At 43.1% G+C, this 12661-nt stretch carries 9 protein-coding genes; all 9 read left to right on the forward strand.

Features of this window, described 5'->3' with window-relative positions:
* The first annotated feature begins 109 nt into the window (after positions 1-109).
* The 9 genes from R8G66_27350 (at position 110) to R8G66_27390 (ending at position 12644) form a co-directional block, all read left to right on the forward strand.
* Positions 110-1741, forward strand: a complete 1632-nt coding sequence (locus R8G66_27350; protein MDW3196119.1) for a beta-N-acetylhexosaminidase — start codon at positions 110-112, stop codon at positions 1739-1741.
* Between the two features lie 18 nt (positions 1742-1759).
* On the forward strand, positions 1760-3061 hold the full coding sequence (locus R8G66_27355) for a gluconate:H+ symporter (protein ID MDW3196120.1): 1302 nt from the start codon (positions 1760-1762) through the stop codon (positions 3059-3061).
* On the forward strand, positions 3061-3522 hold the full coding sequence (locus R8G66_27360; protein ID MDW3196121.1) for a RidA family protein: 462 nt from the start codon (positions 3061-3063) through the stop codon (positions 3520-3522). The genes R8G66_27355 and R8G66_27360 overlap by 1 nt, the downstream gene beginning before the upstream one ends.
* A gap of 1 nt (position 3523) precedes the next feature.
* Entirely contained in the window at positions 3524-4606 is a 1083-nt protein-coding gene (locus R8G66_27365; GenBank protein ID MDW3196122.1) for a D-TA family PLP-dependent enzyme, read from the forward strand.
* On the forward strand, positions 4606-5688 hold the full coding sequence (locus tag R8G66_27370; GenBank protein ID MDW3196123.1) for a membrane dipeptidase: 1083 nt from the start codon (positions 4606-4608) through the stop codon (positions 5686-5688). The genes R8G66_27365 and R8G66_27370 overlap by 1 nt, the downstream gene beginning before the upstream one ends.
* A 141-nt stretch (positions 5689-5829) precedes the next feature.
* Positions 5830-6993 (forward strand): nucleotidyltransferase family protein, encoded by a 1164-nt coding sequence (locus tag R8G66_27375; protein ID MDW3196124.1) that lies wholly within the window; start codon positions 5830-5832, stop codon positions 6991-6993.
* A 59-nt stretch (positions 6994-7052) separates the two neighbouring features.
* Positions 7053-8804 (forward strand): ABC transporter ATP-binding protein, encoded by a 1752-nt coding sequence (locus R8G66_27380; protein ID MDW3196125.1) that lies wholly within the window; start codon positions 7053-7055, stop codon positions 8802-8804.
* A 2-nt stretch (positions 8805-8806) separates the two neighbouring features.
* Positions 8807-9265 (forward strand): lasso peptide biosynthesis B2 protein, encoded by a 459-nt coding sequence (locus R8G66_27385; GenBank protein MDW3196126.1) that lies wholly within the window; start codon positions 8807-8809, stop codon positions 9263-9265.
* Between the two features lie 235 nt (positions 9266-9500).
* Positions 9501-12644 (forward strand): FG-GAP-like repeat-containing protein, encoded by a 3144-nt coding sequence (locus tag R8G66_27390; protein MDW3196127.1) that lies wholly within the window; start codon positions 9501-9503, stop codon positions 12642-12644.
* Positions 12645-12661: the final 17 nt, after the last annotated feature.

Genomic DNA, 12661 nt, shown 5'->3' on the forward strand with positions numbered 1-12661 from the left:
CTTCCAAAATGAATAGGTCGGCGGTCCTTTCAGGGTGGGTATCCATGTCATCAGCAAGAATCATCTGCTTATTTGAGTAATTTCAACTTGAATAAAACCCGACGTTCGTATGTCCCACCCCTACTTCAGCGTCCTCATTACTTTTTTGGGGATTTTTTGGCTTCAATCCTGTCAGGCTCCTGAGCAGTCAATAGTTGATGCTCCCAATATCATCCCAGCTCCGGATTCCATGACCCTTTCTGGTGGACAACTAGCCAGCAATCAGACATTTAATATCGTAGCAAAATCAGAAGGAGAATTAGCCACAGCAGCGCTTCTGCAGGAACAACTTTGGCTGACCAACCAGGTCGCAGCGATTAACACCACCTACTCGGCAAAGGAAATTGAAATCCAACTTCAATTGTCTGAAGAGGCGAACCTCGAAAAAGAAGCCTATGAATTGGTCATCGATAATGCTGGAATCAAGATCAATGCTTCGGCAGCGCCCGGATTATTTTATGGTTCACAAAGTTTGCTTCAGATCCTTTCATCAAAAGGGGATGCTTTACCACAATTGAAAATCACGGATGCTCCAAGGTTTGGTTACCGAGGCATGCATTTGGATGTCGGCCGCCACATGTTTCCGGTGGCATTCATCAAGAAATACATCGACATGATGTCACACTTCAAATTCAACAGGTTCCATTGGCACCTGACCGAAGATCAAGGTTGGCGCATTGAGATCAAACAATATCCCGAATTACAGAACATAGGTGCTTTCCGTAAGGAAACGGCCATCGGTTATGCGACTACTGCCACCCGGGACCAGGTCACCTACGATGGTGTCCCTTACGGTGGCTTCTACACCCAGGAAGACGTAAAAGAAATTGTGGCTTATGCGCAGGAAAGGCACATCATGGTCATACCAGAGATTGAATTACCTGGACATGCCAGTGCTGCATTGGCCGCCTATCCGCATCTTGGATGCACCGGAGGGCCTTATCATACCGCCACTACCTGGGGAGTGTTTCAGGACATCTATTGTGTAGGTCAAGAATCTACTTTTGAGTTTTTGGAGAATGTTTTTGATGAAGTATTGCCACTATTCCCGGGGCCATATGTACATATCGGAGGAGATGAAGCGCCAAAGTCCCGATGGGAAAATTGCCCGCATGCGCAGCAACGTATGAAGGAGGAAGGTTTGGCCAATGAAAGCGAGCTACAAAGCTACTTTGTGCAACGCATCGAAAAATTCCTTAACAGCCGCGGAAAATCGATCATTGGTTGGGATGAAATCCTGGAAGGGGGCCTGGCTCCCAATGCCATTGTCATGAGCTGGCGGGGTGAAGAAGGGGGAATTGAAGCGGCAAAAGAGAACCATCAGGTCATCATGACTCCCGGGGAATGGTGCTATTTCGATTATTATCAGGCAGACATGGAAGCCGAGCCCTTGGCCATCAAGCGAATCACGGCTGTCGAAAAAGTATATAGTTATGAGCCGGTTCCACCATCATTATCAGAGGAAGAACAACATTTAGTACTCGGTGCGCAGTGTAACCTATGGTCCCAATACATCACCTCATCTGATCACGCCGAATACATGGTGTACCCAAGGGCTTTAGCCATGTCGGAAGTACTCTGGTCTCCTAAAGGAAATCGGGATTACGAAAAATTTGTAAAACGCGCCAGCAGCATCCGACCTTTGATGGATGCCTGGGAAATCAATTATGCCACCCATATTTTTGATCAAAAGCAAGACTAACCTATACTTAAACTGACCATGACCTTTCTACCTATCATACTGGGAATCATCGCGCTGATCCTGCTGGTGACAGTCGTTAAACTGGATGCCTTCATCTCCTTCATGCTCGTCTGTTTGTTTGTCGGACTCATGGGCGGCTTATCCGTTACTGATACTATTTCAGCCATTCAAAGTGGTATTGGGAAAACACTTGGTTCACTGGTGATGGTCCTGGGATTTGGGGCCATGCTCGGCAAACTAGTCGCTGAAAGTGGCGCGGCAAATAACATTACCAATAGCCTGGTTGAGAAGTTCGGTCGCAAAAACATCCAAATCGCCCTGATTGTTACTGGCTTTATTGTGGGCATTCCTATGTTTTACACCGTCGGGTTTGTGATTCTTGTTCCTTTGGTCATAGCCATCGCCGCCAATACGGGCTTACCCTTGCTGTATGTAGGACTTCCCATGCTGGCCTCCCTATCTGTAACCCATGGTTTCCTGCCTCCACACCCGGCCCCAACAGCCATTGCAGAAATGTACTCAGCAGATATAGGATTGACGCTGATCTACGGGATCATCGCGGGCATTCCTGCCATTTTCGCCGCCAAATTCTTTTTGCGTGGCACCATGCAGCGCATCAAACCAGTTCCACTCGAAGAATATGTGGTTGAAACCAATAACGAATACAAAGTTCCTTCTCTTGCCACCAGCCTGGTGATTGCTTTATTGCCTGTGGTCCTCATAGGCGGAGCATCCCTATTAAAATCGGTAACTGGTCCCAATGTTATCCTTGAAGCACTTGGCAATCCCGCCCTGGCCATGCTGTTGGCTGTATTGAGTGCCATCTATTTCCTGGGAGTGAAAACCGGTAGAGACATCAAAGCAGTCATGAAAGTCATTTCGTCTGCTGTTTCGGGAGTGGCAGGTGTGCTCCTCATCATCGCTGGCGCTGGCGCTTTCAAAGAGATCATGATCGCTACCGAGGTTAGCTATGCTATTGGCAATCTCATGGGAAGCATGGGCATGAACCCTTTATTGATGGCCTGGCTGATCGCCGCAGTGATTCGCGTGAGTGTTGGTTCTGCCACGGTTTCTGCTTTAACTGCCGCAGGCATCATGGTCCCCACCGCAGCAGCAGGGGTCGTTTCACCAGAACTATTGGTATTGGCAACTGGTGCCGGGAGCATTACCTTCTCTCACATCAATGATGGCGGCTTCTGGCTCTACAAAGAATATTTCAACGTCAGCATCAAGGAAACGCTGCTTTCCTGGACGCTCATGGAAACCACTGTTTCTATCGTTGGCTTGATCACCGTTTTGATACTTGACTTTTTCGTATAATGAACCCAATTGAAGAAAACCTACAAAGGCTAGGCCTTGAACTTCCACCAGCTCCTCCCCCAGCAGGCGTGTATAAACCTGCGATTGTCATCGACAACATGCTCTATGTTTCCGGACAAGGACCCGTCAAAAATGATGGCAGCCTGATCATCGGAAGAGTAGGTGATGACATGGTTCTGGATCAAGGATATGATGCGGCCAAACAAGTCGGGCTTACCATGCTGTCTACCATCAAAAGCCAACTTGGTGGTTTCGACAGCATCCACCGCATCGTAAAAACACTGGGCATGGTCAATTGCACACCGGATTTTCCGAATCACCCGAAAGTGATCAACGGCTTCAGCGAACTCATGGGAGAGCTTTTAGGAAGTGACCTGGGCATTGGTGCGCGAAGTGCCGTAGGCATGATGCTTCCGGAAGGTATTGCTGTAGAAATAGAAGCGATCTTCCAACTGAAGTAATATGGCCGAGTGGTTCGAGTTTGAAAAGCATGAGGAGATCATGTCTCCGGCGATGATCGTTTACCCCGAACGAATCCAACGAAATATTGACCGGATGATCGAAATAGCAGGGAATCCCGATCGATTGCGACCCCATGTGAAAACTCATAAGTGTCCGGATATTATTCGGCTACAGCTTCAAAAAGCCATCTACAAACACAAATGTGCCACGCTTTCGGAAGCGTTCATGTTGGGTACTGTCGGCGCAAAGGACGTATTGATCGCCTATCCATTGATAGGACCTGCCATCGATCAGTTCCATACACTGAAGAGTTATTTCCCTGAAACGAAATATTCCATTTTAGTAGATCATGTTGATCAGTTGCAGCCCTGGATGGCCTTAGAACGGGAATTTGATGTATTTATTGACCTGAATGTAGGGATGGATCGTACAGGCTGTGACCCACGTGAAGCTCCTGAGATTTTGACTTTGATCAATGATAGTCTACTGAATTTCCGAGGCTGGCATGCCTATGATGGTCAAATTCACGATCACGAACTGAAATCCAGAAAAAGATCAGTTGAAAAGGCTTTTCAACCCGTATTAGATTTGGTCAATCAGACCGACACTCAAGCGAAAGAACTTATCTGTGGCGGCAGCATAACCCTCCCTATTCACGCCGTTCACAAAAACCGACAACTTTCACCAGGAACTACTTTACTTTGGGACATTGGCTATGGCAGGAATTTTCCGGACCTCCCATTTGAAATCGCAGCTCAATTGATGGCCCGCGTGGTTAGCCTGCCAGATGATAATAAAATTTGCATTGACCTGGGCTACAAAGCCATTGCCTCAGAAATGAAGGTACCAGTCGCAAAGTTTCCTCAGATTCCTGATGCCGTCATTGAAATGCATAGTGAAGAACACATGGTGATCTCTACTTCTGAGGCCCAAAAATGGAACATCGGTGATGTAGTTTTTGCCATGCCCTACCACATCTGCCCGTCAATGGCGCTTCATGATAAAGCCATGGCCGTGGAAAAGGGACGCTATAAGGAGTTTTGGCCGATACCAGCTCGTGACCGATTTTATTTAGTATTTTAATGAAACAACAACCACTAATTTTTGACGCTCACCTTGACCTTTCCATGAACGCCCTGGAGTGGAATCGCGATCTGCGCTGGACCGTTCAGGAAATTCGTGAATCGGAAAAAGGCATGACTGACAAACCCGATCGGGAAAAAGGCACCGTGACCTTGCCCAGTCTGCGGGAAGGGAACATTGGCATGGTGATCGGTACCCAAATTGCGCGATATACCAAAAGAAGCAATACGCTTCCTGGAGCAAGCTGGAACTCACCTGAACAAGCCTGGGCCCAAACACAAGGACAAAATGCCTGGTATGAAACCATGATCGAGGCTGGTCATTTCAAGTTGATCACCGATAAAACCAGCCTGGAAGAACACCTAAAGCAGTGGGAAAGTGATCCTGCCTCCTCTCCTATTGGATTGATCAGAAGCCTGGAAGGTGCAGATTCTATTGTGTCTTTCAAGCACCTGGAAAAATCCTATGAAAGTGGACTGAGGCTTATCGGTCCCGCACATTACGGACCAGGGACTTATGCACAAGGTACAGACGCCACTGGTGGGATCGGGCAAAAAGGAAAGGACTTATTGAAGGAAATGGATCGCCTGAACATCATCCTGGACGCCACTCATTTGTGTGATGAAAGCTTTTGGGAATCACTGGACCATTTTCAAGGACCGGTTATTGCCAGTCACAACAATTGTCGGGTATTGGTTCCGCACCACCGGCAATTCTCGGATGAACAGTTGACCACTCTTATCAACCGTGGAGCCGTAATTGGTGCAGCCATGGATGCCTGGATGTTGACGCCTAATTGGATTCGTGGCAAGTCTACGCCGCAAGACGAAAATGTCAACCTGAACAGTGTGGTGGATCACATTGATCATGTGTGCCAATTGGCAGGCAATTCCTTGCATGCGGGTATTGGTTCTGATCTGGATGGTGCGTTTGGTACCGAACAAAGTCCTGCAGATCTGGACACCATTGCGGACTTGCAGAAAATTCCTGACCTATTAAAACAGCGTGGATACCATGATCAGGACATCTTAAATATCTGCTCGGACAACTGGATCAATTTTTTACGTGAAGCTTGGAGTTAGCTTAAACGATGAATGCATGTGAAAAGAAAGATGCTCGAACCAATCTTGACTTGAAACTTCTTTCGAAATGCTTTTAGATTATATGATCAGATTAATCTAGTTTCATTGAAATTTGATATCTGAAAATTATAAAGGTCTTTGATGACTGACATACCTGATCATTATTTCTCTTCACCTGGAGTTTCAAAAGAATTTCAATTTTTGCTCCGTTTAATTTCAAACGCCAAACATGAAAGTTCGATTGACATCAACATAGACAAGTTTATTAGGATGTTGAGGTATCACTCAACACTTTTGGTTGTGAGCAAATGTTGGGGAACACATTTGGATGAAAAAATAACAGCGGCCATGAAAGGTCATCTCATACAACAGACGATGTTTCAACTTAAAATGGTTAAGTCTTTCGTTGAAATCGTCAAAACGTTCAATCAGCAAAACCTTTCAGTTTTACCCTTAAAAGGCCCTTCATTAGCCGATGAACTATTGGGCGATCCGGTCATCAGGGAATCTCAGGATATAGACCTTCTCGTTAGGCCTGAGGATGCAGAGTCGGCAATCAGGTTGCTCGAATCGTTGGGGTACACTTGCGAGAATGATATCTCTGAATTCTCCAAACCACAATGGAATGCGTTTATCAAAGTAGTTTCGGATCTTGTCTTTTGGAATAAGGAATATCCGTTTCGAATTGAATTGCATTGGAAGATGTTTGCTATTGAGGAACTGATGCCCTACTCAACCAATGAAATCTTTCAACAATCAGAAAAAGTGGCTTTCAAAAATTGCACCTATTTAAGACCTAGTACCGAGATTTATTTGGTCTATCTGTGTTTACATGGAACGAAACACCAATGGTATCGACTCAAATGGATACTGGATGTGCATTTTTGGCTTAAAAAATATCATCAGCACATCGACGGTAAAAAATTCCTGCAACTCCTGGTTGAAAATGGTGTGGAAAAATCTGTCTCAGAAGGACTTTTTCTATCCCGCAAATTATTTGGATCACCACTGCCAACAGGTTGGGGTGAAGAGATGATCGAGGAACTGAAATTATCAAAAGTATTGGAAAAGAGAGTGCAGGAACTTGATACAGATGCCCCGGCAGCACCAAAATTTTATTTCAGAACACATAAACTAATGGCTTTGAAAAGAGGGGTAAGGCATAAATTAACCTGTTTAGTTCATTTAAAACATTATGCCAGAGATTGGCAGCTGGTCCAATTGCCGGCCTACCTGTTTTTCATGTATCCCATATTAAGACCTTGGTTCTTCATGTATCGGAAAATTCGAAAAGCAAAAGCTTAGTTTCAAACAGAATTCACGAATAAACTACTTTTATACGACGCTATTCAGAAATCTGTGTTGTGCGAGAAACCATAAACTCATACCTTTTTGCTTTACGAATTGTTTGGGAAAGTGCGCCAAAGTGGACTGCCTACTCCATAGTGATCATTTTGTTGCAAGGTGTACTCCCCATTTTATCACTGCTTGTTTTTAAGCATGTGATCGACATGGTAACAACAGGTCAGGCCTCCTTTAATGAAGTATTAATGCCACTCATTGGTATGGGCCTGATACAACTCGCTATTGCTACAATAAGCAGTTTATCACAGCTTTTAAGTGAAATGCAGCAACAAAAGGTCCGAGATCGAATGGCGTATATCGTTCAAAACAAGGCATTAAATCTGGACCTTTCATACTACGAAAACCCCGATTATCATAACACATATTACAAGGCACAACAGGAAGGTTTTACGAGGCCTGTACAAGTAGTACGTGGCATCATGAACCTGTTGAATAATATGGTGTCTTTGGTCTTCATCGCCGGATTACTTGGAACCATGGAATCCTGGGCTGCGGTGTTGATGGTAACGATTTCTCTTCCAAATGCCTACGTAAAATACAAGTTCTCCAATAAGTCCTTTTTATGGAGAAAGAATAGAATTCCGATTGAGCGGGAGTCACATTATTTGAATCGTCTACTAACACTTACGGAGTACGTTAAAGAAATGAAGTTACTCCGGGTTGGGAGTGTCATTCAAAGCAAATTCCGAATCATTCGAGAAAATCTTTACGATGAAAAGAAGAAGCTTAGCGTTCAACTATCCATCAATACTTTTCTGGCAAAATCCGTTGAAGTAGGAGTCGAATTTGGAATTTATGCCCTGGTAATCTATCGGTCTATCAATGGGACGATCACGATTGGAGAACTAGTCATCTTCTTTCAGGCCTTTCAAAGAGGTAAGAACAATATGACAGGTATGTTTTCAGCCGTTGTAGTACTTCATGAAAGTCGGCTTTTTCTTTCATTCATTCAGCAGTTTTTGCAATTAGAAAGCAAAATCACTGAACCGGCGATTCCAAAAAAATTGCCCTCAGTAATCCAGGAAATTTCATTCGAGTCCGTAAGTTTTCAATATCCGCAAAGTCCCAGAGAAGCATTAACCGACTTGTCTACAACTTTCCGCCCAGGACTCACGGCTATTGTGGGAGAGAATGGCTCCGGCAAATCCACTTTGGTGAAATTGCTATGTCGACTGTATGATCCGAGTGACGGAAAAATCATGATCGACGATCAGCCGCTGACAGATTTCAGACCGAAGGAGTATCAGGAAAGAATCAGCATTGTTTTTCAGGATTTTGCCAGGTATGAGTTTTCTTTTCTGGAAAATATAGAACTAGGTTCTGAAGGAAAAACAGATAGAGATCTGGAACAAGTGTCAAAAATTTCCGGCTTGGCTGAAGTCATCAATCGTTATGACAAGGGACTGGACCAACGATTAGGAAAGCAATTTGATCAAGGTACAGAATTGAGCATCGGCCAGTGGCAGAAAGTAGCATTAACTCGTGCATTTTACAATGATGCTGAGATCATTATTCTAGATGAGCCTACGAGCGCCATAGATCCTTTAGCTGAAAAAAAGATATTTGAATATTTACAGGTACTTGCCCGCACAAAAATCGTGATTCTGGTAACCCACAGACTTTACAATTTGAAACAGGCAAATCAAATCCTCGTCATGCGTCAGGGAGAGCTCATCGAATCAGGTAGCCATAAGGAGTTAATGCAACAAAAAGGGCCATATCACCAAATGTTTAAGAATCAGGAAACTTGAACATGAAGATCCCAACGCTAAGAACACTCCATCGCTATTTTCAGTCCTCCTGGGAGGTAAAGATGTTGGCCATTAAAGTTTGGATAGCTCTTGGATCAGGTAGGGCTCGAGTGTGTTTCACTTCATTTAAATCCATAGCAGAAAAAATGGGCGAATCACAAAAAGAAACTCCTACTGAAAGTTGGCAGGATCCAGTGTACCTAAGTCAGCTGAATAAAGTGATAAACTCCATGAGCAGATTTACACCCTGGAAAAGTAACTGCTTTGCACAAGCCCTTGCCGCGAACCAACTACTCAAGAAAAAAGAAATTCCTCATACCATCTATTTCGGAGTAATGCATAGCAAAGACGGGAAACTCAAAGCGCATGCCTGGCTCAGAGCAGGTGATAAAATAGTTACCGGATCTTACGGTCATCAAGCTTATACTGTAACTGGTATTTTTGGATATTTAGGCAAATAGGAAAGGACATGAATCCTTTATTCTCATTAGAAATTTCTGGTACTTTGCCTCATTATAGTGATGTAAGAGGAATAGATGTTCAAATACATTTGAAGCCGCTTATGCGTGTGTTTCATGTATTTGAAGCACTATTTTTACTCAAAAGCATACATTAGTTGAAATGATTGATACATTTTCAATATCTGGCTTCTTTGTTTTTAAGATACATGGTGAAAGTTTTTACACGAGGTAATCTATGAAGTTATCGACCAGTAAACCGATCAGCATAAATCTAATATTCATACTTTCTGTTGCACTGGCTTTTTGGCTTGGTTCCAGATATCCACAGCTCAATGAAAAGGCGATGATGGGCGGAGATATGCCCGTCATGGGAATTAGTTTCGATATCAAACAAGAGGTAGTTGAAGAAGATCCTTTTTTATTAAAAGTCTTCTATCACACGATCAATTGGATCGACACCAATAAGAAGGGGATGATGTTTGGTCTTCTATTTGGAGCCGCTTTGATGACGTTATTCAACCTCCTGCAGGATAGCATACCATTAAATAGATGGTATAGCTCGTTTATTGGCTTATTGATAGGGGCGCCATTGGGTGTTTGTGTGAATTGTGCTGCACCAATCGCAAAAGGGATGCGTGATGGAGGTAGCAGAGAAGAGACAGCCCTGGCAACCATGATCTCCTCACCTACCATGAACTTCATTGTATTGGCGATGTTGTTCTCTTTGCTTCCGAATTATATGGCTTGGGTCAAAATAAGTACAACGCTTCTCTTTGCCTTGTTCGGGATTCCAATACTGACGAAGCTCTTCCCAAGTAAACCAAGTCTTTCGCAAATCGGTGATTTTCAGGCCCAGGGGAATAATTCTGGTTATCAGGTAACTTTTGTTGCTCAGGAAAACCCTTCCTGGTTGACCGCATTTGGCTGGTTCTTAAAAAACTACTCCCGGGCATTCTGGTATCTCATTAAAACAGCTGTTCCATTGATGCTCTTAGCTGGTTTGTTAGGAAATATTCTCATCAGTATCGTACCTTTTGAGGAGATCATTGATTGGGTAAAAGTGGATGGAGGCTCTGGTATGCGTGTTATATTGATAATGATTGGCCTTGGGTTAATAGGTGCATTCTTACCCGTTCCAATGACTTTTGATGTAATCATTGTCGTGATTTTACACGCGGCTGGATTGCCGGCCAAGTATCTTATGGTGCTATTATTTACACTCGGAAGTGTTAGCATCTACTCTTACCTCATTACGCGACAGACTTTTTCTAAAGCACTTTCTTTAGCACTTTTCCTGTGTATGGTAGGACTAGGATTGTTCAATGGTGTTGTGGGACACTTCATAGAAAAATTTTACATAAAAACGTATCAGCGAGATATAATGAAGAGTCTACTGGTTGAACGTCATGATCCAGTTGTTTTTCAACATATTCCTGACCTAAAAGTGACAGAACAACAGAATCCATTGTCAAACAAGCAAGCAATAAACTTTCAACAAATAACTGAAAATGCATCTTACCGAGTAGAGAGTACTCCCTATCTATTGAACAGGAAAGGGTCTAATGATGGAGGCAACAAGCCGTTTGAAAATATCTCTGCTTTAGACTTGGGCATAGATTTGCCATATTCCTTTTCTGCTCAGCAAATATTCGAGCCAATGGCAAGAGGAGGGAGTATTGCTTCTGATGATGTGAATCTTGATGGTTGGGAGGACTTGTTGGTGGTTTCATCTTTTCGACTCAATTTGTTTCTAAATGGGGGTAGTAAAACTTTCTATCCCCAATCCCTGGACTTGCCTGATACCTTGCGCATCAATAATGCTGTACTCACAGATTTGAATGAAGACGGGTGGGTAGATATACTTTTCAGCACTTATTATCAAGGGATCTATGCCATTCACAATCAGCAAGGCGATTTTTTTGCAACAGAATTAATCAAGCTTATTGATTTACCTCTTGGTGTTGTTGATGCATTTGGCATCGGAGACCTCAATGCCGACAATAGATTGGACATTGTATTGGGTATTTCTGCATATGGAGGGAATTTTAGGTCAGATGCTGAAATTCTTAGCGCCCAAAACCTGATTTTGATGAATAATGGTCCTGGTGGCTATCAAACCAAATACCTGGAGGGGACATCCGGGGAAACCTTATCTGTGTTGATCGCGGACTTGAATCAGGACCGTTTGCAAGATGTCATACTAGGGAATGATTTTTATGTTCCCGATTATACGTATTTAGGAGGTCAGGAATCAGATACGCTTCAACATACGCAATTCAAGCATTTAGAAGCTCAGACGAGAACTACCATGTCGATCAGTATTGCAGATATCGATAATGACCTTAATTATGAATTGTTTGAGGTCCAGTCCGGATTTATACGAAATATTAAAAACATCGAGACTGTATTGGCCGAATCTCCGGGAATTCCCGACGAACAATTGTCTTTGATGAACGATATTTTGTCGAGGAAACAACAAATACGAACTGCCTACCTTAAGCGTGATTTTTTTGAGTGTGATGGTGACGATGATTGGGATTGTATCTATTCGGTAATACTGAGGAATGCCATGTTTTTAAGAGATAGCGCACAGGATTACACAGGTTTGATGGCGTTGATTCCTGAAGATTGGTGGGCTTTCCATAAGATATTTCCAGAAGTGTCTCTTCATCAAAATAATGTCAGAGTGTTTGACGAAAAATCAGAAGAAGAACATCCCAATACAGTATTTGAATTTCCCGTATTACTTCAGGACAATGGCAATGGAATTAAAAAAGATGTCACAGAAAAGTATGAGATCAAAGACAGTGGGTGGGCATGGAATGCAAAATTTGCGGATCTTGATAATGATCAATGGCAAGATCTATTAATTGCAAATGGATTTCTAGCAATTCGATCCTTCGATAGCAACATCTTCTATAGAAATTTGAATGGCGAAAAATTTGAGGATGCGACTGAAGCTTTTCAATTAGGGAATTCACTGCCTATTGGCGCATATGCTTACTTTGATTATGATCATGATGGAGACCTGGACATATTCATGTTACCGCAAATTGGTCCTTTATTGGTTTATGAAAATCAAAATTTAGAAAAGAACCATTCTATCATGATCGAATTAGTAGACGGAACGAACCCGAACCAATATGCAATTGGGGCAGAGGTCATTATCAAATATGGAAGAGATCAACAACAATCGAGACAGATTCTGAAAAGCGGAGGATTTAAATCCATCGACCCAAGAATCCTGCACTTTGGATTAGGAAAGATTGATCGAGTTTCGGAAGTAATTGTCAATTTGCCTTCAGGTAAGACAGTTGTTTTGAATGAAGAATTTCAGTCTAACCACAGATATCAAATATTCATCAAAGAGCAGAACTAAAATCGCAGTAGATCACA

The sequence above is a fragment of the Cytophagales bacterium genome (assembly GCA_033344775.1).
In the GTDB taxonomy this organism is placed as follows: Bacteria; Bacteroidota; Bacteroidia; order Cytophagales; family Cyclobacteriaceae; genus JAWPMT01.

Bases quoted from the DNA above. Each gene is read 5' to 3' on its own strand.
- R8G66_27350 (MDW3196119.1), top strand. From the start codon at position 110: ATGTCCCACCCCTACTTCAGCGTCCTCATTACTTTTTTGGGGATTTTT.
- R8G66_27355 (MDW3196120.1), top strand. From the start codon at position 1,760: ATGACCTTTCTACCTATCATACTGGGAATCATCGCGCTGATCCTGCTG.
- R8G66_27360 (MDW3196121.1), top strand. From the start codon at position 3,061: ATGAACCCAATTGAAGAAAACCTACAAAGGCTAGGCCTTGAACTTCCA.
- R8G66_27365 (MDW3196122.1), top strand. From the start codon at position 3,524: ATGGCCGAGTGGTTCGAGTTTGAAAAGCATGAGGAGATCATGTCTCCG.
- R8G66_27370 (MDW3196123.1), top strand. From the start codon at position 4,606: ATGAAACAACAACCACTAATTTTTGACGCTCACCTTGACCTTTCCATG.
- R8G66_27375 (MDW3196124.1), top strand. From the start codon at position 5,830: ATGACTGACATACCTGATCATTATTTCTCTTCACCTGGAGTTTCAAAA.
- R8G66_27385 (MDW3196126.1), top strand. From the start codon at position 8,807: ATGAAGATCCCAACGCTAAGAACACTCCATCGCTATTTTCAGTCCTCC.
- R8G66_27390 (MDW3196127.1), top strand. From the start codon at position 9,501: ATGAAGTTATCGACCAGTAAACCGATCAGCATAAATCTAATATTCATA.